The organism is Paenibacillus sp. FSL H8-0315 (assembly GCF_038005365.1).
Classification (GTDB): Bacteria; Bacillota; Bacilli; order Paenibacillales; family Paenibacillaceae; genus Paenibacillus_AQ; species Paenibacillus_AQ odorifer.
This window is the reverse complement of sequence record NZ_JBBOTA010000001.1, coordinates 1,271,643-1,296,395: the sequence shown is the minus strand read 5'-3', so window position 1 is coordinate 1,296,395 and position 24,753 is coordinate 1,271,643. Positions and strand designations below refer to the sequence as shown.

Genomic DNA, 24,753 nt, shown 5'->3' with positions numbered 1-24,753 from the left:
ATCGGGTGAGCTGGGAGGCTTTGAATGTGGGGAAATCTATTGTACAAATTACAATCAGTAGGGTAATAAGGCTTGATTGTGTGCGATTCGAGATTCAGATGATTAGGTGAATAAATGATGAGATGAAAAAGCTGATCCTAAGTTTAGCATAGCCTCTTAAGAGATCGTTTCCTGCGTTCCGGCTTGTTTCGCCTTTTGCTTCTCCTTGAACCTTGGACCTACGTAATTCTTCTTACGGTCCCTAGCCAGAATCCAGCCACCAAGGAAAGTCATGCCAGCTGCGAAGAGCAGCAATCCACCACCGAAATGCAGCCAAGCAAAGTGGGGCACAACAGAATCATCACCATGCATGGATATGTAATCAAAAATATCATCCTTCATCATGAGGAAGCCCTTCATTGCTATTAAGCCCGGAAACACAAGAATAAGGATGGCAATGAAGCGTGAAATTAACAGTTTCATAAGTGTCTCCTACCCCTCTTAGCCCTTTAGATTCACCCATATGATAACGCTTTAGCAAGAAAAAGTCCATTTGCATATGACGTTTATAAGTTTTGTAATAGAGCAAAAAGAGAGTACAATATACTAAGTAAAATGAACTTACGTGTAATGACTGGAGGATACATATCATGACAATTTCATGTGACGTGGCCATACTTGGCGGAGGTACTGGAGGGTATGTGGCGGCTATTCGCGCTGCACAGCTTGGAAAGTCCGTTGTCGTCATCGAAATGGACAAACTGGGAGGAACCTGTCTGCATCGGGGCTGCATTCCTAGTAAATCGCTGCTCCGTAGTGCAGAGGTATATGCTGAAATCAATGAGAGCGAGAGCTATGGCATTGAGACAAGCGGTGTACAGCTGGTATTCCCAAAGGTACAGAAACGCAAAGAAGCTGTAGTTGAGCAACTTCATCAAGGCGTACAATATTTGATGCGCAAAAATAAAATACAAGTTGTCAAAGGTAAAGGGCGCGTAACGGGTCCTTCTATTTTTTCTCCGCGCAGCGGTGCTGTAGCTGTGGAACTGGAAGATGGGGAGATGGAAACAGTAGTTTCCAGCCATCTTATTATCGCTACGGGCTCACGCCCACGAGTATTGCCTGGTCTCGAACCAGACGGGAAAGTGATTCTTAGCAGTGATGAAGCGCTCATGCTCGAAGAGCTGCCATCCTCTATCATCATTGTGGGCGGTGGTGTAATTGGAGTCGAATGGGCTTCAATGCTGGCTGATTTTGGAGTGCAGGTGACTGTGGTTGAAGCGGCAGGTCAGTTATTGCCTCAAGAGGATGAAGAGATAGCTAAGGAACTGCAACGTTTGTTGAAAAAGCGTGGGGTTAAGGTACTGACTGAAACTACAGTGGATGCTGCAACCTGCCAGGTAACGGAGGATGGAATTTCGATCGAAGCCCGTAAGGGAGAGCAAAGTCAAAGCCTAACGGCAGAAAAATTGCTTGTATCCGTAGGCAGAGTGGCCAACATCGAGAATATTGGACTGGAAAACACAGACATTCGCTTTGACAAAGGGATTATTGCTGTAAACGCTAGTATGCAGACGGCAGAGCCGCATATTTATGCCATTGGCGACTGCATCGGTGGGCTTCAATTGGCTCATGCAGCCAGTCATGAAGGGATAATGGCGGTTAATCATCTATCTGGTGAGAAGCTACATCCTTATCATACACATTTAGTACCACGCTGTGTCTATACTCGGCCTGAGGTAGCAAGTGTGGGTTACACCGAGAAGGAAGCTAAACAGCTTGGACATGATGTAGTGATTGGGAAGTTCCCATTCTCGGCCATTGGTAAGGCAATTGTATATGGCCAGAAGGACGGATTTGTCAAAGTTGTAGCCGATCGTAGCAGTGGAGATATTCTTGGTGTGCAGATGATTGGTCCTCATGTGACGGATCTAATTGGAGAAGCGGCCTTGGCACAGCTTCTGGATGCAACACCTTGGGAGATTGGCGAAGCTATACATGCTCACCCTACCCTTTCGGAGATTATCGGAGAAGCAATGTTAGCTGTGGATGGAAGATCTATTGGATTTTAGTTTTTCTTAGCTTTTCTTTTTGGGTAGAAAGGGATTATAATATACTCAAGTCAAGTCTTAGTACCAGGTTTTAAGATCAGGGCACAATTGGTCTTAATTCCTGTAAGACTTCAGGCTTTATGAATAAGGAGGTATCTCTTTATGGAATCCCAAGGTACTGTAGAAACGATTAACAGACATAAGCAGCTTGGACTTAGTGACGGCCAGGTCATCGATATGTACAGATATATGTCGCTCGCTCGTAAATACGATGAGCGCAGTCTGCTGCTTCAGCGCGCTGGCAAGATCAACTTTCATGTCTCCGGTATAGGCCAGGAGGCGGGTCAGGTGGCGGCGGCGTTCGCGCTGGACCGGCAAAATGATTATTTTTTACCTTATTACCGCGATTATGCTTTCGTGCTCTCAGTGGGTATGACTACACGCGAACTTATGTTGTCCGTATTCGCTAAGGCAGAAGATCCAAACAGTGGTGGGCGGCAAATGCCGGGTCACTTTGGCAGCAAACGTCTGCGTATTGTGACAGGGTCAAGCCCTGTAACCACTCAGGTCCCTCATGCGGTTGGCTTTGCTCTGGCGGCCAAAATGCAGAAGAAGAAATTCGTCTCCTTTGTAACCTTCGGTGAAGGTTCCAGCAATCAGGGGGATTTTCATGAAGCTTGTAACTTTGCCGGAGTGAATAAGCTGCCGGTTATTATCATGTGCCAGAACAATCAGTACGCAATCTCTGTTCCTGTTCATAAACAGTTAGGCGGCAAGGTTAGCGACCGTGCACTGGGTTATGGATTTCCTGGTGTGCGTGTAGACGGAAACGATCCGCTTGAGGTTTATCGTGTCGTTAAGGAAGCGCGGGAAAGAGCCCTCGCGGGTGAAGGTCCTACGCTGATTGAAGCGATGATGTACCGTTTGTCTCCACACTCCACCTCAGATAATGATCTGGCTTACCGGACCAAAGAAGAGGTTGATGAGAACTGGAAGAAGGACGGCGTAGCAGGATTCCGTAATTACTTGATCGGTCTGGGATTGTGGAGTGACGAGCAAGAACAAGATCTTGCTGCTGAATGCAATCTTGAGCTTAAAGCGGCTATCGAGTATGCCGATAATGCTCCGTTCCCGAAACCGGAAGACACACTGCTGCATGTATACAGTGATTCCGACCTCAAAGGAGGGGCATAAACCATGGCTATAATGGAATATATCGATGCCATCAGGCTCGCGATGAAGGAAGAAATGGAGCGCGATGATTCCGTGTTCGTGCTTGGTGAGGACGTTGGTCTCAAAGGCGGCGTATTTACCACAACTAAAGGTCTACAGGAACAGTTTGGCGAAGAGCGGGTTATGGATACACCCCTCGCTGAATCAGCGATTGCTGGTGTAGCCATCGGAGCAGCTATGTACGGAATGAAACCAATAGCTGAAATGCAATACTCCGACTTTATGCTTCCGGCGACGAATCAAATTATCAGTGAAGCGGCTAAAATCCGCTATCGTTCAAATAACGATTGGAGTTGCCCGGTTGTCATTCGTGCTCCTATTGGCGGCGGGGTGTTCGGCGGTTTGTATCATTCACAGTGTCCAGAATCGATTTTCTTTGGTACACCTGGATTGAAGATTGTAGCGCCTTACTCCGCTTATGATGCTAAAGGATTGCTGAAGGCAGCCGTACGTGATCCTGATCCGGTGCTTTTCTTTGAGAACAAAAAGTGTTACAAGCTGATCAAGGAAGAAGTACCGGAAGGGGATTACACCGTTCCAATTGGCGAAGCTAATCTGCTGCGTGAGGGAACGGATATTACGGTGATTGGCTACAGTCTTCCGCTGCATTTTGCTATGCAGGCTGCGGAAGAATTGGAACGCGAGGAAGGAATTACAGCACATATTCTTGATCTGCGTACCTTGCAACCGCTGGATCGTGATGCGATTATTGCTGCTGCCCGTCAGACCGGTAAGGTATTGATTGTGCACGAGGACAATAAAACGGGCGGTATTGGCGGCGAAGTGGCGGCTATTATTGCTGAGCATTGTCTGTTCGAGCTGGATGCACCGATCTTCCGTCTTTGTGGTCCCGATGTTCCGGCGATGCCAATCAGCCCGCCAATGGAGAAGTTTTTCATGCTAAGTAAAGAAAAAGTGAAGGCGGAAATGCTCCGGCTGGCACAATATTAATTTGTTGAGTAGATGCGAAGCTTCCTAAAACTCAGGTGATGCTGACGAAGCTTCGTAAAACTTTAAGAATATGCTTACGAAGCAAGTTTTACTATGTAGTCTTTCTAAGAGTCAATGCTTCGTAAAACTTTTAAGGAGTGAAAAGATGTCTGACAACCAAAAGTTGACTGACGTGATCATGCCGCAGCTGGCGGAATCGCTAGTATCGGCGACGATCGGCAAATGGCTGAAGAAACCGGGCGATCCGGTAGAGCAATACGAACCAATATGTGAGCTTATTACAGATAAAGTAAATGCGGAATTACCTTCAACGATAGATGGAGTTATGGGTGAACTATTGGCGGAAGAAGGCCAGGTTGTCAATGTCGGCGAAGTCATTTGTCGTATAGCCGTGCCTGTGACTGCATCTGCTGCTGCAAACGTGACTAACACTAACACAGTTGCAGCTAATTCCTCTAATAATGTTGCAGGACAAAGTGCGACTTCAACTGCTGGCGATATGATGCGTGCACGCTATTCTCCTGCGGTACAGACTTTGGCTGCTGAACATAACATCGATCTGACTTTAGTTGCTGGTACTGGTATGGGTGGTCGGATTACCCGTAAGGATGTGCTGACTTTCCTCGAAAGCGGCGGAGCTAGATCTGCAGCTTCGATTTCTGCTAGCCAGCCTGCCCCAATGGCGTCACAACCGCCTGCTCCACAGTTCGTTCAAGCCCAAGAGAAGAAGGCAGAAGAGCCACTTCGCCATTCGGGTCTACACTTGAGCGAATCTCCTCGTATTCCAACAATTGAAGTTGAGGGTGGCAGAGGCAGCAGTTCTGAATACCTGATTGATGTAACGCCAATCCGGAATACAATTGCTACAAGAATGCGTCAAAGTGTCTCTGAGATTCCGCATGCTTGGACAATGATTGAGGTAGACGTGACTAATCTGGTCGCACTGCGCAATAAACATAAGGATGAGTTCAAGCGTAAAGAAGGTATCAATCTAACCTATCTGGCTTTCATGATGAAGGCTGTTGTGAGTGCGATTAAGGATTACCCGATTATGAACTCTGTCTGGGCTGTAGACAAAATTATTGTCAAACGTGATATCAATATCTCGTTAGCGGTAGGTACAGAAGATTCGGTTATCACTCCTGTGATTAAGAAGGCTGATCAGAAAAATGTCGCTGGGTTGGCTCGTGAGATTGATGAATTGGCACAAAAAACACGCGAAGGCAAACTGAGCCTGGAAGATTTGCAGGGAGGGACTTTCACTGTAAATAATACAGGCTCGTTTGGCTCCATTCTTTCTTATCCAATCATTAACTATCCACAGGCAGCGATTTTAACATTTGAATCGATTGTAAAAAGACCTGTGGTCATTAACGATATGATAGGTGTGCGATCAATGGCTAATATTTGTCTGTCGCTCGATCATCGGATTCTGGACGGAGTCATTTGTGGTCGTTTCTTGCAACGCGTCAAGGATAACATTGAAGGATATACCCCGGATACGAAACTTTACTAAAATAATAACGAGCCAAACTGTGCAGGCATGAGACTGAAAAAGGGGACCTGACGGTATGAATAATTCGGATATTCGTAAGCTGCAGATTTCATATGACCCTATTATGGAGTATGGGACGGCCTGGGAGCTGCAAAAAGAAAGTGTGCATGCCATTGATTCTGGCGAGCAGCCGGAGAGACTTATTCTTTTGCAGCATCCGCCTACCTATACTATTGGTTCACAAAATCATCCTGAACATCTTCTCTTGGATCATGAGCAGCTCGAAAAAAAAGGAATCGCGCTGTTTGAAATCGATCGCGGAGGAGATATTACATATCACGGACCCGGTCAGCTTGTAGGTTATCCGATCCTTAAGCTCGGAGAAGATGGCAAAGTGGATTTGCATGGGTACTTGCGCAGTCTGGAGGCTGTTATTATTGATTATTTGGCATCCTACGGTATTGTCGGAGATCGTAAACCGGAGTACACCGGAGTATGGGTTGGCGATGAGAAGATCTGTGCTATTGGTGTGAAGTTTAATAAGAGTAAATTTAGAAGAGGTTTTATTACCAGTCATGGTTTTGCTTTTAACATTTCTGAGGGGATTGCGGCGCGCGGGTTTCAAGGGATTATTCCATGCGGGATCACCGATTTTGGGATAACTTCTCTAGAGGAATGTGCAGGTCGTCGATTTGAGCTTCAAGAGGTGGCTAGAGAGCTGGTTCCATATTTCTTGAAACATTTTCCATATGAAGAGCTGATGGATACTTTCTGTGATATGGCAAAGGTTGATTAGGAAAAAACGTGCAGGCCAAATAGCGGCAAGGAGTTCCTAGCCGCTATTATTAATGCTTCCTGAGCAATGTTTAACCTGCAAGGAACGGCTCGATAACCATAAAGAGCGTAGAGGCAATCATGGCAAACAACATGACGTAGATGAAGATCTTGAACCATTTATTACGTTGCATGGGTAACTCCTTTAGATTTAGTTTAAGTTATTAACATGAAGATGGTAATGTCGTATAACCATTGTACCGTATTCACGAAAGAGAGGGAAGTCCAGTGATTTCACAAGACCGATTGATTCAGGAGTTTATGGAACTTGTCCAAGTTGATAGCGAAACAAGAAATGAACGGCAGATTGCCGATGTCCTTAAGAGTAAGTTTAACGAACTGGGTTTAGAAGTGCTCGAAGACGATTCCCAGGAAAGAACCGGACATGGAGCAGGTAATCTATTCATTACCTGGCCAGCTGAGAATGGAGGAGCTGCTCCAAAGCTTCTGTTCACTTGCCATATGGATACGGTTGTTCCCGGACAAAATATCAAGCCTACACTTGGTTCAGATGGATGGATTACAAGTGATGGCACTACGATTCTTGGAGCTGATGATAAAGCAGGACTTGCTGCATTGTTCGAAGCCATTCGAGTGATCCAAGAGCAAAAGCTTCCGCATGGTCAGATTCAATTCGTGATTACAGCGGGTGAAGAATCTGGATTGCTGGGCGCACGTTCGATGGATCCAAGCAACTTGGATGCAGACTTCGGCTTTGCGCTTGATTCCAATGGTGAAGTTGGAGCGATTGCGGTGGCAGCACCGACACAGGCTAAAATCACGATGCAAATCTTTGGAAAATCGGCTCATGCTGGCGTGAACCCAGAGGACGGCATCAGCGCAATTCAAGTCGCTAGCAAAGCGATTGCAGCCATGAAGCTGGGTCGTATTGATAACGAAACCACAGCGAATATTGGAAAGTTCGCTGGCGGCGGCCCAACGAATGTAGTGTGCGATCACGTCCAGCTGGATGCAGAAGCACGCAGTATTGTGCAGGAGAAGGTTGGCGATCAAATCGCTTCGATGCGCGAAGCGCTCGAGACAACTGTGCGGGAATACGGCGCAGAATGCGAATTCCGCAGTGAAATCATCTACCCTGCTTTTAGCTTTAATGAACATGATCCGGTAGTGCAGCTTGCACAGCGGGCCATTACTTCTATGGGGCTTACTCCACGTCTGTTCCACTCTGGCGGAGGTAGTGACGCTAACGTGTTCAACGGTCTAGATGTTCCGACTGTTAACCTTGCAGTGGGTTATGAACATATCCATACTACCAAGGAACGGATTAAAGCCGAAGATATCGTTAAAGTGGCTGAACTCGTTGTGAATATTGTAAAAGAGAGCGTAAAGGGCTAACCACCTTATAAAACAGCAGAGCAGCGATTCTACCGTAACGGAGGATTGCTGCTCTGTATTTTTTTTATGGGGAGTTTAGTGCAGCTATATTTAGGGTAATCCCAAAAAAGTCATGCGACCTCTAATGCCGCTTTTGGCGAGTCTCGAAGTAGAAATTTCCGGAATGCCCGGATGCCACCCCTCTCTTGAGGCTAAAAGACCCAGATGACGCTAAAAGCAAAATTATCGCCATTTGAGAAGAGTTTCGGACACCAGCGCAGCTATTCCATAAGAAGAGGAGCATATAGTGTGTTTTTCGTGCCGATAGCTGCAATGGGGTCCGATAGAATCGCAAAAGTAGGGAAAAGGTGTGTTTAAGGGAAGCTGTGTCCGATAGCGCCAAGTCCGCCCCCTCTTTTGAGGCTAAAGGACCCAGATGACGCTATAAGCAAAATTATCGCCATTTGAGCAGAGTTTCGGACACCCGTGCAGCTATTCCTTATAAAGAGGAGCATATAGTGTGTTTTTCGTGCCGATAGCGTCACTGGGGTCCGATAGCATAGCAAAAGTGGGGAAAAGGTGTGTTTAAGGTCAACTGAGTCCGATAGCGTACAAAGGTAGGCGCAATAGCAACCTAATCAAACAACTTGTGCTAGATATCAGCATCGTGAGCGATCAACAAGTTGTGTCTGACGCCAGCATCGTGAGCGATCAACAAGTTGTGTCACATGCCAGCATCGTAAGCCTATTAGTCGCTTAATCAATCAACCTGTGCCCAATACCAGCGGCCTAAGCGCAATTCCCCCTAATCGGGGCGACGCAAAAAGACTGGGGTGCCCCAGCAGCCATTTCATGGCTTTTGAGACACCCCCTATAGTTGTGTGAACATGTATGGCTAAGTCCCAAAGGAGAGGATGAATTCATCCTGCCTTGGACGGAAGGATTGCGGATTGATCGTGCAGGGAAAGAATGTATGCCATGGGCATATCGCGCCCATACTGCTGGATCCATCCAGCCAAGATGGCCTTTATTTCCTCCGGCTTACCTACCATCATAACTGCGGATGAGCTTGTACGGCTGAAGATTTCGTTCATCTGAAATTCCTTCTTTCCCTTTAAGTTTGCTATAATACACCGTATGCACAATAGAGAAAAAGGAGACCAGAAACTTTATGGGAGAACAACATTTGCACAGCAAACCCGAGCTTGATGAAGTGACATTGTCTACACAGCCTGTTTTTGATGGGAAGATTATATCTTTGCAGGTGGACACAGTGAGACTGCCTGATGGAAATACTGCGACACGTGAAGTTGTGAAGCATCCCGGCGCCGTAGCGGTGCTTGCTTTAAACAACAACAAAATGCTTGTTGTAGAGCAATACCGTCAGCCCATGCAGCGCACTGAGGTAGAAATTCCGGCTGGGAAGCTGGATAAAGGTGAAGATCCATTAGTTGCGGCTGGTCGTGAACTTCAGGAAGAGACTGGATTTCACAGTGGAGATCTGAAATTGCTTAAATCTTTCTATACTTCTCCCGGCTTCGCCGATGAGATTATTCATTTGTATGTGACTACTAACGCTCAACCAGGGGACATGTCACTGGACGAGGATGAATTTCTAGAGGTTTCGGAGCTTACCCTGGAGGAAGCGTATCAATATATGGCTGACGGGCGCATCGCGGATGCAAAAACGATGATGGCAGTGTACGCTTGGCATCTATACACGCTGACAGGCCAATGGAATTAACAACTGAACTGAAGAGTTTCTATTGCGATTTGCATGTTCATATTGGGCGAACGTCGGAAGGTCAGGCTGTCAAAATTAGCGGCAGCCGCGAGCTTACCTTTGCGGGCATTGCCAAAGAAGCTGCAGAGCGCAAGGGACTAGAAATGATCGGTATTATAGATAGTCATTCACCTGGCGTACTGCGGGATATTCAGCGCTCTTTGGAATCTGGAGAGATGACATTAGCTGAAGGTGGAGGCATTGCTTACCGAGGGACTACGATCATTCTGGGAACAGAGATTGAAATCCGCGAGCCAGGGCGAAAAGAGTGCCATGTGCTCGCTTACATGCCGGACGTGGAACGCATGACCGACTTTAGTACGTGGATGAGCCGCTATATGCGGAACGTGAATCTAAGTTCCCAACGCCTGTATGCTCCGGCTAGGGAGCTTCAGGATGAGATTTACGGCCGGGGAGGCATTCTTATCCCTGCACATATTTTCACGCCTCACAAGGGCTTGTACGGCTGTGCTGCCGAGCGTATGGCGGACATCTTTGATCTGGACCGCATAGCTGCGGTTGAACTTGGGCTGAGTGCAGATTCCGAAATGGCTGGATATCTCTCTGAACTGGATGATTTCACGTTTCTAACCAACTCAGATGCGCATTCACTAGGTAAGTTAGGGCGTGAGTATAATGTGATGGAGCTGGCACGGCCTTCGTTCGCTGAACTGCGGCTTGCACTGGAACGTAAAGATGGGCGGAAGGTAAGTGCTAATTTCGGACTTAATCCGCGGCTTGGCAAATACCACCGGAGCTATTGCGGGGGCTGTGGCAGTATTATTGATGAGGCTTATGTCAACTCGGACCGTTGCCAATATTGCGGCAGTCTTAAGCTGGTTAGAGGTGTCTTCGACCGGATCCTAGATATTGCGGACCGCAAGACCCCGTTAGTGCCTGCTGACCGTCCACCCTATCATTATCAGGTTCCGCTTGAATTTATCCCGGGGTTAGGGAAGGCGAAGATGAACGCGTTACTGCAAGCGTTTGGAACTGAGATGAACATTTTACATGGTTGTGGTGAAGCGGAAATTGCCAGCGTTGTAGGTGCGGATCTGGCGTCGATGATCGTCCAGGCCCGCTCTGGAATTTTGGAGCTATCAGCAGGCGGTGGCGGGACGTACGGTAAAGTGGTTCAGCCCAGAAAGTAGAGTCATTACCTGAAGGACAAGTCATATCGCGGGACGTTTTCTCATATGGTGTAACATGTAACCGGAAAGGGGAACGTCCCAAATGCGTAATTTACGGCTGATGATGAAGGAACAGACGCCTCTGTATATTTTTGTCGGCGTATTATTTCTGGTAGGTGTTGTGTTTGGAGCTCTTATCGTTAGTGCGCTTACGATGGATCAGCAGCAGGAGCTGGGGGATTATCTGGGGAATTTCTTTGTTACGGTTGATCAGCAAGGTCTGCCAGCCGCACCTGATTCGTACTGGAGTATAGCGGCCTTGAATCTGAAATGGATCGGACTGATCTGGATTCTTGGGTTGTCGGTCATTGGGCTGCCGGGAATTTTGATTCTTGATTTTTTAAAAGGGGTACTGATCGGTTTTACGGTTGGCTGTCTGGTCAGTCAATATTCTTGGCATGGGATGTTGTTCGCGTTAGTCTCTGTGGCTCCACATAATCTGGTGCTGATCCCTGTGCTGCTGGTTAGCAGTGCAGCTGCGATAGCTTTTTCCTTGCAGATGATCCGCAGCCGGGTGATGGGACAGCGCCGGACGCCAGTGACTCGTCCTTTTACCATGTACACTATATTGTCATTTGTGATGGCGCTTTTGATCCTGGGTATTTCATGTTTTGAGACCTGGGTTACACCAACCATGATGCGTTGGGTCACGCCTTCACTTGTACAAGCGGTGACGACCTTGACTGTGCAGTAAAAGCGTTTGACTTCTGAAAGCGACACCCCCTATAATGGAAGAAGTGGTTTGAAGACCGGTGCGGTAATTATCCAAGGGGGAGGGAGACAGGTGGAAGCACGGATAGACAAGATTAAGCAACAGTTACAATCCCAAGGATACAAGCTTACACCCCAACGGGAAGCGACCTTAAGAGTGCTGCTGGAGAATGAGGAAGATCATCTTAGCGCGGAAGACGTATTTATGCTCGTGAAGGAGAAAGCTCCCGAGATCGGTCTTGCGACTGTGTATCGTACCCTCGAACTTCTCAGTGAGCTTCATGTCGTAGAAAAGATAAATTTCGGCGACGGTGTAGCCCGGTATGATTTGCGAACAGATACTGCGAAGCATCATCATCATCACTTAATTTGTGTGCAATGCGGCAGTATGGATGAGATTCGCGAGGATTGGCTCGGTCCGCTGGAAGAGCGACTGGAGAAAGAGTTTAATTTCACAGTGCTTGATCATAGACTTGATTTCCATGGGATTTGCTACCGCTGTACTGATAAGAACAATACAGACGGAAATCCATCCTAAAGTTATCTTATATTAAGAATTAACTTCACAAGTCCTCCCCGGTTCCTATACCGGAGGGGGCTTTTTAAATGATTAGTCTATTAGAGCCATACATATCAGCCTTTTTTGGAGCATAAAATGAAGGACGAGCAGAATTCATTTATATGTAATAGGAGGCGTCCTTATGATTGTTTCTGTGCCCAAAACAGTGCGTAAGCTGTATTTTATGATCATGTTTGTGGCTCTAAGCTATTTACTCTACTATGCTATGAGCTGGCTAGGGGAATGGCTCAGTCCGATAGAGAACTATGGAATTCCTGAAGGCACCGCTGTTCGGGCATTTGATCACGCCGAGGTTGGTGATGATGGTCTGGATGCACGGCAGCGCTTGCGTTTCTATTACTGGTTCGGAGAATGAAAGCTACGCAGGAAGCAGGAACAAGCGAGAAGAATGTCGAAGAAAGCTAGGGTGGATTTATGCAGAGTAAGAGTTGTGTACACATCTGCTGAAGCCTCATGCTGAATGTGCTGCAGGAAGACACTAAGAGTAGCTGCGCCAGGACAGGAGCGTGAAATAATGAAGTCACACTTGCAGCCTTTTTTACATTATTTGTCCGGAGATAAAGGCTTGTCGCCGAATACACTGGAATCTTACGGTAGGGATGTATCGCAGTTTCTAGAGTTTGCTGAAGAGCGGGGGGTTGAGCAGCCTGAAGAAATCCGAAGATCTCATGTGATGTTATATCTTGGCTCCTTACGCGGAGCGGGAAGAGCCACTGCAACGCTCAACAGAAACGCGGTGTCCCTGCGGGCCTTTTTTCATTATTTGCTGAAGGAACGTTTAATTGAGCAGGATCCAACACTGGACATGGAAACCATGAAGCCCGATAAGAAGCCACCTATGGTGCTTGCGGTTTCGGAGGTTGAGCGGCTGCTAGCTGCTCCAGAAGTGAGTACAGCACAAGGGATGCGCGATAAGGCTATGCTGGAATTGCTCTACGCAACGGGGATAAAGGTTTCTGAATTAATTTCTCTTAACGTAGACGATGTGCATACAGACATGAAGTTTGCGCGCTGTACAGGGACTTCGGGCAAGGAACGAGTGGTTCCCATCGGAACCATTGCTGCAGAGAGTGTAGCAGCTTACACTTCTCTTATGCGGGACAAGCTGCTTCGTGATCATCAGGAGGAGCCGGCTATGTTCCTGAATAGCCTAGGTGGGCGTTTAACCCGCCAGGGGTTCTGGAAAATCATAAAAAAATACGCTCGGGAAGCAAACATTGAGCAGGATATTACACCGCATACGCTTAGGCATTCCTTTGCCGCCCATTTACTGGAAGGTGGAGCGGATTTGCGTTCCGTACAACAAATGCTGGGTCATGCTGATATTTCGACGACTCAGATTTATAACGGTATCGCGCGTAAGAATATGAAGGAAGTATATGAGAGCCATCATCCCAGAGCTCGCTGATCATGCTTCAAAGATGCTTTTTGTGAGTAAGATAGTTATGATGGAATCATACTTATAGGATAGACTGGGGAATGGGTAATTTTCCACAGGTTATCCTTTGGCAGAAACGGATACCTGACAGGCGATACATTGTATCGCTAGCTACGGAAGCGTCTGACTTCCGGGAGAAGGTACAGCCGTTTCTTCTTGTTGGTGCAAACGAATGAACGAACGATCTATATTAAAAAAAGGAGTGAAGACAATATGTCCTCATTTAAACGAATTGGTTTTATTGTTTTGGATAGTGTAGGTATCGGAGAAGCTCCAGATGCTGCGAATTTTGGTGATGCAGGGTCGCATACGCTTGGCCATATTTTGAACCGTGTTCCCGGATTAAAACTGCCTAACCTTCAGCAGTTAGGATTAGCTAATATTGCTCCGCTGCCGCCGCTTGAACCTGTAGCTTCACCAACTGGATATTATGGCAAGATGCAGGAAGTATCTGTAGGTAAGGATACGATGACCGGGCACTGGGAGCTGATGGGGCTGAAAATTGAGGTTCCATTTAATACGTATCCGGATGGATTTCCGGCAGAATTGATTGAGAAATTCGAAGCAGCAACTGGCCGGAAAGTGATCGGTAATAAACCGGCTTCCGGTACGGAAATTTTAGTTGAATATGGCGAAGAGCAGATGAAGACCGGAGCTTGGATTGTGTACACCTCTGCGGACAGTGTATTCCAGCTTGCGGCACATGAAGATATCATTCCACTGGAAGAGCTATACAGCGCGTGTAAAATCGCCCGTGAGCTAACTATGGCTCCTGAATTCTCCGTAGGGCGCGTTATTGCTCGTCCATATGTTGGCGAACCAGGAAAGTTCGTACGGACCTCGAATCGCCATGATTATGCCGTGAAACCACCGGAACCAACGGTAATGAATTCGCTGGCTGATATCGGAAAAGATGTTATCGCGGTAGGAAAGATCAACGATATTTTCACAGGTGAAGGGGTTACAGCTTCTTACCCTACGAAGAGCAATGAACATGGTATCGAAGTTACCATTGAGCAGCTTCGCCAACCGTTCAACGGGTTGCTGTTCACGAATCTGGTGGATTTTGACTCTTTATATGGACACCGTCGCGATCCGGAAGGATACGGTCATGCACTAGAAGTATTCGATCAGGCGCTGCCTGAAATTCTATCCACGCTTGGTGAAGATGACCTGTTGATTATTTCAGCAGATCATGGGAATGATCCAATCCATAGTGGAACAGATCATACTCGTGAATATGTGCCGCTGCTTATTTACAGCCCACGCCTTAAGCATCCAGATAGCTTGGGTATTCGTGAGACCTTCTCAGATGTTGCTGCAACCATTGCTGATAATTTCGGTGCGAAGGCGCCGCAGTATGGGACAAGCTTTTTAGCGAAACTGCAATAAAAGAATTTGGGTTGCGCCACAACATTCATTAAGGAGGATCATCCATAGCATGTTAACTCAAAAAGAAATTCAAGAAGCAGCCATTTATATAAAAGACAAATGTCCGGTGGCTCCGGAAATTGGATTGATCCTTGGTTCAGGACTCGGTGTGCTGGCAGACCTGATCACCGATGGAATCAGCATTCCATATGATGAGATTCCTCACTTCCCTGTGTCCACTGTAGAAGGGCATGAGGGAGAACTGCTGATCGGTATGATTGAAGGACGCCGTGTCGTGATGATGAAGGGCCGCTTTCATATGTATGAGGGTTATGGACCGGAAGTTACAGCATTCCCTGTTCGGGTTATGAAAGAACTTGGTATAGCCAGCCTATTAGTAACTAATGCTGCTGGTGGAGTGAACACAGATTTCACGCCGGGCGATCTTATGCTCCTTACGGATCATCTGAATATGACGGGACGGAACCCGTTAATAGGACCTAATGATCCTGCACTGGGCGTGCGCTTCCCGGATATGTCAACCGCTTATAGCCGCCGCCTGATCAAGGTAGCGAAGGAAACGGCAGCGCAGCAGAATTTCGAATTCAAAGAAGGTGTATATGCAGGTCTACTGGGACCTTGCTACGAAACACCTGCTGAAATCGTAATGCTTCGTCATCTGGGGGCTGACGCTGTTGGCATGTCTACTGTGTCGGAAACCATTGTTGCCCGGCATGCAGGTATCGAGGTATTGGGTATCTCCTGTATTACTAACATGGCTGCGGGAATCCTGGATCAACCTCTCAACCATGAAGAGGTTATGGAAACTGCAGATCGTGTGCGTGAGCGTTTCCTGAAGCTGGTGTTGGGCTTTATTCCGAAAATGTAATTTCGGATACTGCATTTTGAATTTTTGGGAGGTCCAATCTATGACACAAGTGAATGAGCTTGAGCCATTGACGTTTGAACAGATAATGAAGGTAACTAATTTGACTAGACCAAAATTTATCGGACTTGCTCGCGCAATTGTCCGTGAAGTGCAGGTGTAATATGAGAGCTGTAGATATTATTCAGAAAAAAAGAGATGGTGGAGAGCTGAGTCGTGAGGAAATTTCCTTTTTAATTCAGGGCTACAGTAAAGGTGAAGTGCCTGATTATCAGCTCTCTGCATGGGCAATGGCTGTTTATTTCCAAGGCATGAACGCGCGGGAAACCGGCGATCTAACGATGGAAATGGCGATGTCCGGCGATCAAGTAGATCTTAGCCCAATCGCAGGCATTAAGGTTGATAAACACTCCACAGGCGGAGTGGGCGATAAAACAACTGTAGTATTGGCACCCTTGGTAGCTTCTGCTGGAGTACCGGTAGCGAAGATGTCCGGCCGCGGACTTGGGCACACTGGAGGCACGCTCGATAAGCTGGAGTCCATCAGTGGTTTCTCTATCGAGATGGCTCGTGAGCGTTTCTTTGACCAAGTAGGGGAGATCGGGGCTGCCGTGATCGGCCAGTCGGGCAACATTACACCCGCAGACAAAAAGCTGTACGCCCTTCGGGATGTAACTGCAACAGTTGAATCCATCCCCCTTATTGCAAGCTCTGTGATGAGCAAGAAGATTGCAGCAGGTGCAGATGCGATCGTGTTGGATGTCAAAACAGGCAGCGGTGCTTTTATGAAGACGCTGGATGATTCTATAGCACTCGCTCAGGCGATGGTTGACATTGGAACGCATCTGGGTCGGAATACCGTTGCGATTATCAGTGATATGGACCAGCCGCTTGGTTACGGGATCGGAAATGCGTTGGAAATTAAGGAAGGAATCGAGACCTTGAAGGGTCACGGTCCGAAGGATCTGCAGGAGGTCTGTCTTATTCTGGGCAGCCAGATGCTTGTTCTTGGCGGCAAAGCCAAGGATGAAGCGGAGGCACGTTCGATTCTTATGACGCATATTGAAGATGGCAGTGCGCTAGAGAAGTTCAAACAAATCGTGAAGGCACAAGGTGGAGATGTATCGCAAATTGATTCTCCGGAGAAGCTCCCTACGGCTAAGCGATTCATTGAAGTGAAAGCAGAAACCAAAGGATTCATAGAAGGGATTCAGGCCGAGGAAATTGGCGTTGCGGCTATGCTGCTTGGAGCTGGACGTGAAACTAAGGAATCCGTAATCGATCTGGCTGTGGGAATTCAACTTTCTAAAAAGGTTGGAGATGCTGTAGAGATCGGTGAGACGCTTGCAGTCTTGCATATCAATGATGCCAGTGAGAAGAAAGTAGAGGAAGCTGAAGGTAAGGTGTTAGAAGCCTACCGTATCACTTCTGAACCTGTTCCTGCCCAACCTCTGGTATTTGCGCTTGTTACTAAAGATGGGGTAACACGGTACTAGCCAAGGCAATATAAATATTGTCATGGCTATGGCCTTAAACAGACAACAAAGCAGCGATCCTCCCATAACGGGAAGGTCGCTGCTTTGCGTTTTGCTCAATAGTGCAATATTTATAACTGATTATTAATCTTATTGAATATCTGCGAAGCCCCGCTGCTTGTATTACATAATACGACTACAGTCTCGCCACTAGCTGGATAGATAGCCGACCGGAAGGAAACACCGGGATCATAGCCCATAATGTGAAATTTGAACACTTTTTCTTCGCGGAGGGTAATCCATACACCATAACCATAATAGCCTTCGCCATCCACATGTACATGGGGAGTAAGCAATAATGAAGTGAGTACTGGACTCAATAATGTATGGTTGATTAACCCGCTCCAGAATAGCTGCATGTCGGGGGCAGTGACGAAAGCTCCACCGTCAGCGCCTCCCTTTACCGGGATTGAGTAGATGTTGGTTCTCCAGTTACCGTTCTCTTCCTCTATGTATCCTAGTGCACAGTTGGCAGGTAAGGCATCTAACGTAAAGTAACCGGATTGCTCCATTCCGCAAGGCTTAAAGATGTGATGCTCTACATAATCGGAAAAAGTCATTCCACTCAATTCCTCCACCAGAAGGCCTAGCACGATATAGCCGGCATTGTTGTAGTGGAAACGTTCGCCAGGAGTCCACATCATGGGAAGGGTCCGGAACATCGGCACAAAATCCTCAAGCTGTCGCAAGGTGTACATAGGCCGTGCCTTCCACAGATCCTCGAAATCATCCATAATTGTTTCATCAAAATAATCCGGAATACCAGAGCTATGCGTTAGCAGCTGATGTATGGTGATGTCGGGACTAAAGAGAGGAAAATCTACTTTTTTAAGATAATCTATTAGTCTACTTTCAAAAGAAATCAATCCCTGATCGACCAGCTGGCAGACAGCGATCGCGGTAAATATTTTACACCCGGAAGCAATGCCGAACCGAGTATGAATATTGTTTTCGCGCTTATCCGACTTATTGGCATAACCGTAACAACTGCTGATGACTTTTTTATCAGGTTGTTGTACCAGCACTACACCAGAGAAATTGTTCTGTTTAGCTTCTGCTTCAATACAATCTGCAAGGTGGTTCATCTGTATATTCACTCCTCTATAAGCAGTTAAGTTCTTAAATACCATTCGTTAAAATATTACATTTTCCTTTAAAGGGGGGTTAAATGAGTACGGAAAAATTGGAAATACTTAAAAATTGAATTAACTTTTGATCTCCCCTATAATAAAAATGCTCTGCAACTGCTGCTGGGCTTTTTTTTATTGACAACATCATTACTTCTTGCGATAAATTATTATAGTTATTTACTTGGAAATGGAATAATTTCCACCCTTTCTGACGAAACTGGAACACAGTACCTGTGATATGAAGGTTAACGTTCAGGAGGGGAACCATTGTGAGAAAAATGCGTTTTGCTGTGCTTGTGCTCTGTATCGTTGTGTCGGTTCTAGGACCGATGTCAGGTGCTTATGCTGAGGAAAAAAGCAAGGATTCTGGCAGTAATGCTGCCGCTGTAGATCTTGCGCCTGGTGCGCGTTCAGCGATTTTGATGGATGCAGGCACCGGCACTATTATTTATGAAAAGAACAGCCATGATAAGCTGCCTCCCGCAAGTATTACGAAGATTATGACGATGCTGCTTACGGTGGAAGCACTGGATGAAGGAAGACTGCAACTGACGGATAAGGTGCGCACGAGTGAATATGCCGCATCGATGGGCGGATCGCAAATTTTCCTGGAGCCTGGTGAAGAAATGTCGGTGGATGAGATGCTCAAAGGCATCGCTATGGCCTCCGGTAATGATGCATCTGTGGCGATGGCAGAGAAAATAGCGGGTTCGGAGAGCGCTTTTGTCGATCTGATGAATAAAAGAGCGGAAGAACTGGGTCTGAAAGATACCCACTTTGCCAATTGCAACGGTCTTCCAGCTGCTAATCACTATTCCTCAGCCTACGATATTGCGGTAATTAGCCGGGAGCTTTTAAAGCATGATAGAATTATCAAATATACCGGTTCCTATCAGGATTATCTGCGTAAGGATTCCACCAAACCATTCTGGTTGGTAAATACGAACAAGCTTGTACGTTTCTATACAGGCGCTGATGGACTGAAAACAGGATATACCGCTGAAGCAAAATTCTGCTTATCTGCTACGGCTGCAAGAGACGGTCTGCGTGCTGTTGCTGTTGTGCTGGGTGAACCGAACACGAAGACACGTAACAGTGAAGTGTCGGGCATGTTTGACTATCTCTTTTCGCAATATAAGATCCACACTATTCACAAAGAAGGGGACGCTATCGGTACCCTTAAGATTGAGAAGGGTGTGAAGTCCGAGCTGCCGATTACGGCGAAAGAGACGTATAGTGTTCTTTTGAAAAAAGGTGTGACGCAAGAAGGCATTCGTCACGAACTAGTACTTCCAGAAAGCGTGAAGGCACCAGTGGCTGAAGGCCAGTCCATAGGCAAGCTGGTTGTCTACCAAGGAACCCAAGTGATTAAAGAGTATGAACTTAAAGCAGGGGAAGCTGTGGCAAAAGCAGGCTGGTGGAAGCTCTTTAAACGTACAACAGGCTCGATGTTCGGCATGGATTAAAAAGAGCTTTTTTGTAGATTGCGCCCATGTGCTTTGTAGATTCATAGGGGTTTTCTTCTAGTTTTGTCGTGAGGCAGGATTCCTGATTTGCCACGTAGAAACCTTGTCCTTGAAGAGAATGGGTACTGTCTCTTAAGGCCAAGTTTTCAAAGCAACGAAGAGGAGAGTGGCAAGCATGAATTCTAATGTGGAAATGGAGCATCACAGGGGTGTGCTGATTGTCCGTTTATCTGGGGAACTCGATCATCATGCCGCCGATTTTGTAAGAATGGATATGGATGAAGCGATTATGCGGGGTCAGGTATCGCATTTGATCCTTAGTCTTAAGCATCTGCAGTTTATGGACAGTTCGGGTCTCGGCGTAATTCTGGGAAGGTATAAACTGATCCATAGTAAAGGCGGCAAAATGGTGGTGTGTGATGCAACGGCACCTGTGAAGCGACTTCTGGAAATGTCAGGCCTGTTCAAGATCATGCCCCTATATGACGACGAGAGCACTGCACTCTCGGATTTGGAGGTTGCGTTATGACAAATGGTAAGGCTGGTAACTTCATGAACGTGCAGTTCGCTGCACTCTCGGAGAACGAATCATTCGCGCGTGTAGTTGTAGCGGCGTTCGTTTCTAGGCTTGATCCTACAATGGACGAGCTGAATGATCTGAAGACAGTCGTGTCGGAGGCGGTCACCAATTGTATTATTCATGGGTATGATAGTGATCCGGAAGGTATTGTGACTATTTCAGCTTCGCTGGACAACGAAACGGTACATTTAACCATTGAGGATCAGGGACGGGGCATTGAGGATTTGGAGCTGGCACAACAGCCGCTATATACCTCAAAGCCAGAGCTGGAGCGGTCGGGCATGGGCTTTACCATTATGGAGAATTTCATGGATGAATTTGAAGTCACTAGTGAACCGGGACACGGCACTTCGATCTCAATGAAGAAAACCATCGTTTCGAAAAAAGCTTTATACAATTAGGGGTTGGAGCCATGGATGCAGAGTCAAAAAAAGCTCCGCCGACCTATTTGGACGATGCGGAGGTCAAACGTCTTATCGCGCTCAGTCAGGCCGGAGATAATCTTGCCCGAGACACACTAGTTAGCTGCAATATCCGGTTGGTCTGGTCGGTAGTGCAGCGGTTTATGAACCGCGGGTATGAACCTGACGATTTGTTCCAGATCGGTTGCATCGGGCTCTTGAAGTCCGTTGATAAGTTCGACCTCAGCTATGAGGTCAAATTCTCCACTTATGCCGTGCCGATGATCATTGGCGAGATTCAGCGTTTCCTTCGCGACGATGGAACCTTGAAAGTTAGCCGTTCTCTTAAGGAGATGGCTAATAAGGTCCGCAAGATGAAGGATGAAATGTCTAAGACGCTGGACCGTCTGCCTACCATCGGTGAAGTTGCTGAGGCACTGGGGGTTACCCCTGAAGAAGTGGTATTTGCTCAGGAAGCTAACAAGCCACCGACCTCGATTCATGAGACGGTGTTCGAGAATGATGGCGATCCGATCACACTGATTGATCAAATCGCTGACGAATCACAGGAACGCTGGTTTGATAAGCTGGCACTGAATGAGGCTATCGGAGGTCTCAGCGAGCGTGAACGGCTGATTGTTTATCTTCGATATTACCGTGACCAAACGCAGTCAGAGGTTGCCAGTCGCCTTGGGATTTCTCAAGTCCAGGTATCCCGGCTGGAGAAGAAAATATTGCAGAATATCCGCGAGCAGATTGCTCAGTAGATAATGGCTAAAATGTAAAGACGCTTGCGAAATAGCGAATAGGAAGAAAAAGCCGCCCCGAAAAGGGGGGGCTTTTTATGTGGAGGGAATCTCAATATGCATTCACTTGGCGACAAGGATATGACCTCATGGTCTATTGACATGGAAGCGAATTTGCTGACAATGTCGAATGTTTTGGAGAAATGGGTGGACTGTTCAGATCATGCTTTAACGCATAACCCCAATTTTTTACGTGAATATGTGTACGGTGAGGATCTTGAACGGTTTGATGCTTATATAGATAAATTATACTCTGGTCACCTATGTAATCTTGAGTATCGTATGCAGTTACCTGCAAAAGCGCTGAAGTGGGTTCAAAGTATAGGCACGCCCGTTTTTAATCAAGAGCATAAGGTTTGTCGAATAGATGGCGTCATCATAGATATCACGGAACAAAAAAATGCTCAAGCCCAGTTAGAGAGTAGCTTTTCTCTGTATCAGCAGATGTTTGCTACGATCGATGTGGCGATTTGGTCTTACGATTACGTATCACGGAAAATGTTATTCATATCGGATGCCATTTTCAATATCACGGGATATTCACCAGAACAGGCGAAGGAAGATGACTTTTGGCTAAGAATTGCTCCTAAAGAAGAGCGGCCTTTAATTCAAGAGATTATAACTACAGTGGGGCAAGGAATAAGCAATCTCAGTGAATATCGGATCATCCATGCCAGCGGTGAACTCCGATGGGTCCAAGTCAGGATCATTCCCAGTATGGATGAGACAGGGGCAGTGGTACGGCTCAATGGGATCTTAATCGATCATACGGAAAAAAAGCAGATGCAAGAGGTTCTATTAAAAAGCGAGCAGCGCTACAAATCCCTGTTTGACCATAATCCAGATATCGTGTGTGAATTGGATCTGCAGGGCAGCATTGTGGCTATCAATCCAGCGGCAGAGCAAATTACTGGCGAAGCTTTTAATAGATTCGGAGAGAACTTATCCATTGTGAATTTATTTGGCGCAGAGAATTCGCATATGATGTCTGATTATTTTGATAAAACGGTTGGCGGAGTTCTGCAGCATTATACGGTTACTTCTGTCCGCGAGAATGGATTAGTTAACCATTGGTCGATGAAAAACATCCCTGTACATGAAAACAATCAAATTGTGGGTACCTTTGTTATCGCAAGAGATACCACTGCATCTGTGGAGGTAGAAAAGCGGCTGGCTCAGCGGGAAGCGGAGTACAGGCTTATTACAGAGAATATGGAGGATATGATTGGGGTTCTGGATCAGCAAGGGAACTTCATTATTGCTTCGTCCTCTTGTGAGAAAATTATTGGTCTTCCTGTAGGTTCAATAAAGAACACAACTATTTTGGAGTATATTCATCCTGATGAACAAGAAGTGTTGCGGGAACAGATCTTGGATATTTTTCGGACAAAAGTATGTAAGATGTTTTACAATCGGTTTATTCACATCAAAGGTCACATTATAGATCTGGAATGCTTGGGTACACCTGTTCTTGGTGAGGATGGAGAAGTAGTTAGTATTGTGATCGTAGCGAGAGACATTACAAAAAGGGTCCAGATGGAGAGTGAACTTAGAGAAAGCGAGGAACTCAATCGGCTGCTTATTGATATGTCACCTGAAGCGGTAGTACTCCATAGTGAATATAAATTCCTTTATGTGAATTTTTCCTGTTTAGGATTGTTTGGAGTTTGTAGTGAGGATCAATTGATTGGCACCTCTATTTTTAATTGGGCCCACCCGGACTATATAACGCTGGCTAGAGATCGGATGCGTGAAATCTATTATGGACCCAATCGGATATTAGCTCCTGTTGAACAAAAGGTCGTGCGGTCAGATGGATCTATTATCGATGTAGAAGTAACAGCTAGCTCAATTCTATACAAGGGTAAGGTTGCATGTATCTCTATCTTTAGGGATATCAGTGATCGAAAAAAAATTGAGGTGGAAAGACAGCTCACAGAGCAGATCATTCGGAACAGCGAGGAAAGGTATTTCAACTTACAGATGAGTCTTGATCAATTCTCGCAAGATTTGTTTGGTGCGATGAAGATCAGTCACATGGAACAACGATTACTGAAAGAAGTTAGAGAGGTCTTACGGGTTACCAATATTTGTATGATTGAAGTTGAAGATAACCATGATAAAATATGCGAGATTATTGAGACCGAGCGGGGCTATTCACTTAAGATCGGAGAGTTCCGAAGAAAAAGCTATATTCTATCCATTAATGAGAAGTCTATTTTATTAGAAATAAGTTCTGTTCGAGTGTGGCTGAAGACGATTACCCGTTATGTTAGTGTGTTATTTGATAATTTTTTGCTCATAGAAGATCTAACTAAGGACCTTGAGTTAGCGGCTTCCGAGCAAGCTCCGACATGGTTGCTGCGCTTTATGTTTAATTTATCCGAGAATGAACGCAAACGGCTGGCTCAAGATTTACATGATTCAGCACTTCAAGAACAGATCATCTGGTATCGTAAGCTTGATAATTTTTTAAGTGATAAATCCGTTACGGGGGAACTAAAGGAACAGCTAGAACAGATCACAGAAGGTTTACTCGATGTTATCTATGAACTGCGGATGATCTGCAATGAGCTTAGGCCACCAGCATTAATCAATGAGGGGCTTGCTTCCTCACTTGAGACGTTGTTTGAATTTGCTCAGCTGCGGAACGACTATCAGATTTATTTTGAGTCAACAGCTTTCAAGCATAAGTTAAAAGACGAGATTCTAATAGGTCTGTACCGTATTGTGCAGGAACTTTTGGCTAACGCAGCTAAACATTCTTGTGCCACAGAAGTACGTATCTCCTTAGCTAGTGAAGGGCAACAGGTGCTTTTGGATTATGAAGATAACGGAATTGGAATGAGCCTTTTAGGAGAGGATTCTCTTAAGAGCATGGGGATTTATGGGATGAAAGAAAGGGTTCGCAGTATGGATGGGACCATACGATTTCTTTCGCCAGAGAATAAGGGATTAGCTGTCTTTATATCCATACCTGCAGATTAATCATGGGGCA

Annotated in this window: 24 protein-coding genes; 20 read left to right on the top strand and 4 right to left on the bottom strand. The window is 46.3% G+C overall.

All coding sequences use genetic code 11. From position 1 onward, the window contains the following. Positions 1-156: 156 nt before the first annotated feature. On the bottom strand, positions 157-462 hold the full coding sequence (locus MHB56_RS05650) for a DUF2627 domain-containing protein (protein WP_076129486.1): 306 nt from the start codon (positions 460-462) through the stop codon (positions 157-159). Positions 463-629: 167 nt separating this feature from the next. On the opposite strand from MHB56_RS05650, the gene lpdA reads away from it, so the two are divergent. From lpdA to lipB, 5 genes are all read left to right on the top strand, one after another. Beyond that, a complete protein-coding gene (gene lpdA, locus MHB56_RS05645; RefSeq protein WP_340392448.1) occupies positions 630-2,051 on the top strand; it encodes a dihydrolipoyl dehydrogenase in 1,422 nt (473 codons plus the stop codon). Positions 2,052-2,192: 141 nt separating this feature from the next. Next, on the top strand, positions 2,193-3,224 hold the full coding sequence (locus tag MHB56_RS05640; RefSeq protein WP_036676031.1) for a thiamine pyrophosphate-dependent dehydrogenase E1 component subunit alpha: 1,032 nt from the start codon (positions 2,193-2,195) through the stop codon (positions 3,222-3,224). Positions 3,225-3,227: 3 nt separating this feature from the next. Continuing rightward, on the top strand, positions 3,228-4,214 hold the full coding sequence (locus MHB56_RS05635; RefSeq protein ID WP_036676034.1) for an alpha-ketoacid dehydrogenase subunit beta: 987 nt from the start codon (positions 3,228-3,230) through the stop codon (positions 4,212-4,214). Positions 4,215-4,359: 145 nt separating this feature from the next. Further along, entirely contained in the window at positions 4,360-5,730 is a 1,371-nt protein-coding gene (locus MHB56_RS05630; RefSeq protein ID WP_076193183.1) for a dihydrolipoamide acetyltransferase family protein, read from the top strand. 55 nt (positions 5,731-5,785) lie between these two features. Next, on the top strand, positions 5,786-6,505 hold the full coding sequence (gene lipB, locus MHB56_RS05625; RefSeq protein ID WP_341143367.1) for a lipoyl(octanoyl) transferase LipB: 720 nt from the start codon (positions 5,786-5,788) through the stop codon (positions 6,503-6,505). 70 nt (positions 6,506-6,575) lie between these two features. Here lipB and prli42 read toward each other — a convergent pair whose 3' ends face one another. After that, a complete protein-coding gene (gene prli42, locus MHB56_RS05620; RefSeq protein ID WP_094872112.1) occupies positions 6,576-6,677 on the bottom strand; it encodes a stressosome-associated protein Prli42 in 102 nt (33 codons plus the stop codon). A 94-nt stretch (positions 6,678-6,771) separates the two neighbouring features. On the opposite strand from prli42, the gene MHB56_RS05615 reads away from it, so the two are divergent. Further along, on the top strand, positions 6,772-7,899 hold the full coding sequence (locus MHB56_RS05615; RefSeq protein WP_076129490.1) for a tripeptidase T: 1,128 nt from the start codon (positions 6,772-6,774) through the stop codon (positions 7,897-7,899). A gap of 899 nt (positions 7,900-8,798) precedes the next feature. On the opposite strand, the gene MHB56_RS05610 is transcribed toward MHB56_RS05615, so the two are convergent. Continuing rightward, the gene (locus tag MHB56_RS05610) at positions 8,799-8,972 is read right to left on the bottom strand and encodes a hypothetical protein (protein ID WP_179088798.1); all 174 of its coding nucleotides are present in this window, start codon (positions 8,970-8,972) and stop codon (positions 8,799-8,801) included. Between the two features lie 77 nt (positions 8,973-9,049). Between MHB56_RS05610 and MHB56_RS05605 the strand changes: the two genes are divergently transcribed. From MHB56_RS05605 to MHB56_RS05565, 9 genes are all read left to right on the top strand, one after another. Then, entirely contained in the window at positions 9,050-9,622 is a 573-nt protein-coding gene (locus MHB56_RS05605) for an NUDIX hydrolase (RefSeq protein WP_036676048.1), read from the top strand. Beyond that, entirely contained in the window at positions 9,613-10,812 is a 1,200-nt protein-coding gene (locus tag MHB56_RS05600; protein ID WP_341143366.1) for an endonuclease Q family protein, read from the top strand. The genes MHB56_RS05605 and MHB56_RS05600 overlap by 10 nt, the downstream gene beginning before the upstream one ends. 82 nt (positions 10,813-10,894) lie before the next feature. After that, a complete protein-coding gene (gene spoIIM, locus MHB56_RS05595; RefSeq protein ID WP_036676050.1) occupies positions 10,895-11,545 on the top strand; it encodes a stage II sporulation protein M in 651 nt (216 codons plus the stop codon). Between the two features lie 90 nt (positions 11,546-11,635). After that, a complete protein-coding gene (gene fur, locus MHB56_RS05590; RefSeq protein ID WP_036676051.1) occupies positions 11,636-12,100 on the top strand; it encodes a ferric iron uptake transcriptional regulator in 465 nt (154 codons plus the stop codon). Between the two features lie 163 nt (positions 12,101-12,263). Further along, complete coding sequence (locus MHB56_RS05585) at positions 12,264-12,497, top strand: DUF4227 family protein (protein WP_036676052.1); 234 nt, start codon at positions 12,264-12,266, stop codon at positions 12,495-12,497. A 159-nt stretch (positions 12,498-12,656) separates the two neighbouring features. Continuing rightward, complete coding sequence (xerD, locus tag MHB56_RS05580; RefSeq protein WP_341143365.1) at positions 12,657-13,550, top strand: site-specific tyrosine recombinase XerD; 894 nt, start codon at positions 12,657-12,659, stop codon at positions 13,548-13,550. 243 nt (positions 13,551-13,793) lie between these two features. Further along, positions 13,794-14,972, top strand: a complete 1,179-nt coding sequence (gene deoB / locus MHB56_RS05575; RefSeq protein WP_076129494.1) for a phosphopentomutase — start codon at positions 13,794-13,796, stop codon at positions 14,970-14,972. 49 nt (positions 14,973-15,021) lie between these two features. Beyond that, the gene (locus MHB56_RS05570) at positions 15,022-15,840 is read left to right on the top strand and encodes a purine-nucleoside phosphorylase (protein WP_036676055.1); all 819 of its coding nucleotides are present in this window, start codon (positions 15,022-15,024) and stop codon (positions 15,838-15,840) included. 161 nt (positions 15,841-16,001) lie between these two features. Further along, a complete protein-coding gene (locus tag MHB56_RS05565) occupies positions 16,002-17,333 on the top strand; it encodes a pyrimidine-nucleoside phosphorylase (RefSeq protein ID WP_341143364.1) in 1,332 nt (443 codons plus the stop codon). A gap of 110 nt (positions 17,334-17,443) precedes the next feature. Here MHB56_RS05565 and MHB56_RS05560 read toward each other — a convergent pair whose 3' ends face one another. Further along, entirely contained in the window at positions 17,444-18,457 is a 1,014-nt protein-coding gene (locus MHB56_RS05560; RefSeq protein WP_341143363.1) for a serine hydrolase domain-containing protein, read from the bottom strand. Positions 18,458-18,831: 374 nt separating this feature from the next. On the opposite strand from MHB56_RS05560, the gene MHB56_RS05555 reads away from it, so the two are divergent. The 5 genes from MHB56_RS05555 (at position 18,832) to MHB56_RS05535 (ending at position 24,743) form a co-directional block, all read left to right on the top strand. Continuing rightward, on the top strand, positions 18,832-19,968 hold the full coding sequence (locus tag MHB56_RS05555) for a D-alanyl-D-alanine carboxypeptidase family protein (RefSeq protein WP_235219379.1): 1,137 nt from the start codon (positions 18,832-18,834) through the stop codon (positions 19,966-19,968). A 175-nt stretch (positions 19,969-20,143) separates the two neighbouring features. Then, positions 20,144-20,497, top strand: a complete 354-nt coding sequence (gene spoIIAA / locus MHB56_RS05550; protein ID WP_036676057.1) for an anti-sigma F factor antagonist — start codon at positions 20,144-20,146, stop codon at positions 20,495-20,497. Then, the gene (gene spoIIAB / locus MHB56_RS05545) at positions 20,494-20,949 is read left to right on the top strand and encodes an anti-sigma F factor (RefSeq protein ID WP_036676058.1); all 456 of its coding nucleotides are present in this window, start codon (positions 20,494-20,496) and stop codon (positions 20,947-20,949) included. The genes spoIIAA and spoIIAB overlap by 4 nt, the downstream gene beginning before the upstream one ends. 11 nt (positions 20,950-20,960) lie before the next feature. After that, positions 20,961-21,716, top strand: a complete 756-nt coding sequence (gene sigF / locus MHB56_RS05540) for an RNA polymerase sporulation sigma factor SigF (protein WP_036676059.1) — start codon at positions 20,961-20,963, stop codon at positions 21,714-21,716. Between the two features lie 96 nt (positions 21,717-21,812). Beyond that, a complete protein-coding gene (locus tag MHB56_RS05535; RefSeq protein WP_076308421.1) occupies positions 21,813-24,743 on the top strand; it encodes a sensor histidine kinase in 2,931 nt (976 codons plus the stop codon). The last annotated feature ends 10 nt before the right edge of the window (positions 24,744-24,753 follow it).

What these genes read in the sequence shown, in the direction of transcription:
- MHB56_RS05650 (WP_076129486.1), bottom strand. Translation starts at nt 462, where the DNA reads ATGAAACTGTTAATTTCACGCTTCATTGCCATCCTTATTCTTGTGTTT.
- lpdA (WP_340392448.1), top strand. Translation starts at nt 630, where the DNA reads ATGACAATTTCATGTGACGTGGCCATACTTGGCGGAGGTACTGGAGGG.
- MHB56_RS05640 (WP_036676031.1), top strand. Translation starts at nt 2,193, where the DNA reads ATGGAATCCCAAGGTACTGTAGAAACGATTAACAGACATAAGCAGCTT.
- MHB56_RS05635 (WP_036676034.1), top strand. Translation starts at nt 3,228, where the DNA reads ATGGCTATAATGGAATATATCGATGCCATCAGGCTCGCGATGAAGGAA.
- MHB56_RS05630 (WP_076193183.1), top strand. Translation starts at nt 4,360, where the DNA reads ATGTCTGACAACCAAAAGTTGACTGACGTGATCATGCCGCAGCTGGCG.
- lipB (WP_341143367.1), top strand. Translation starts at nt 5,786, where the DNA reads ATGAATAATTCGGATATTCGTAAGCTGCAGATTTCATATGACCCTATT.
- prli42 (WP_094872112.1), bottom strand. Translation starts at nt 6,677, where the DNA reads ATGCAACGTAATAAATGGTTCAAGATCTTCATCTACGTCATGTTGTTT.
- MHB56_RS05610 (WP_179088798.1), bottom strand. Translation starts at nt 8,972, where the DNA reads ATGAACGAAATCTTCAGCCGTACAAGCTCATCCGCAGTTATGATGGTA.
- MHB56_RS05605 (WP_036676048.1), top strand. Translation starts at nt 9,050, where the DNA reads ATGGGAGAACAACATTTGCACAGCAAACCCGAGCTTGATGAAGTGACA.
- MHB56_RS05600 (WP_341143366.1), top strand. Translation starts at nt 9,613, where the DNA reads ATGGAATTAACAACTGAACTGAAGAGTTTCTATTGCGATTTGCATGTT.
- spoIIM (WP_036676050.1), top strand. Translation starts at nt 10,895, where the DNA reads ATGCGTAATTTACGGCTGATGATGAAGGAACAGACGCCTCTGTATATT.
- MHB56_RS05585 (WP_036676052.1), top strand. Translation starts at nt 12,264, where the DNA reads ATGATTGTTTCTGTGCCCAAAACAGTGCGTAAGCTGTATTTTATGATC.
- xerD (WP_341143365.1), top strand. Translation starts at nt 12,657, where the DNA reads ATGAAGTCACACTTGCAGCCTTTTTTACATTATTTGTCCGGAGATAAA.
- deoB (WP_076129494.1), top strand. Translation starts at nt 13,794, where the DNA reads ATGTCCTCATTTAAACGAATTGGTTTTATTGTTTTGGATAGTGTAGGT.
- MHB56_RS05570 (WP_036676055.1), top strand. Translation starts at nt 15,022, where the DNA reads ATGTTAACTCAAAAAGAAATTCAAGAAGCAGCCATTTATATAAAAGAC.
- MHB56_RS05565 (WP_341143364.1), top strand. Translation starts at nt 16,002, where the DNA reads ATGAGAGCTGTAGATATTATTCAGAAAAAAAGAGATGGTGGAGAGCTG.
- MHB56_RS05560 (WP_341143363.1), bottom strand. Translation starts at nt 18,457, where the DNA reads ATGAACCACCTTGCAGATTGTATTGAAGCAGAAGCTAAACAGAACAAT.
- MHB56_RS05555 (WP_235219379.1), top strand. Translation starts at nt 18,832, where the DNA reads ATGTCAGGTGCTTATGCTGAGGAAAAAAGCAAGGATTCTGGCAGTAAT.
- spoIIAA (WP_036676057.1), top strand. Translation starts at nt 20,144, where the DNA reads ATGAATTCTAATGTGGAAATGGAGCATCACAGGGGTGTGCTGATTGTC.
- spoIIAB (WP_036676058.1), top strand. Translation starts at nt 20,494, where the DNA reads ATGACAAATGGTAAGGCTGGTAACTTCATGAACGTGCAGTTCGCTGCA.
- sigF (WP_036676059.1), top strand. Translation starts at nt 20,961, where the DNA reads ATGGATGCAGAGTCAAAAAAAGCTCCGCCGACCTATTTGGACGATGCG.
- MHB56_RS05535 (WP_076308421.1), top strand. Translation starts at nt 21,813, where the DNA reads ATGCATTCACTTGGCGACAAGGATATGACCTCATGGTCTATTGACATG.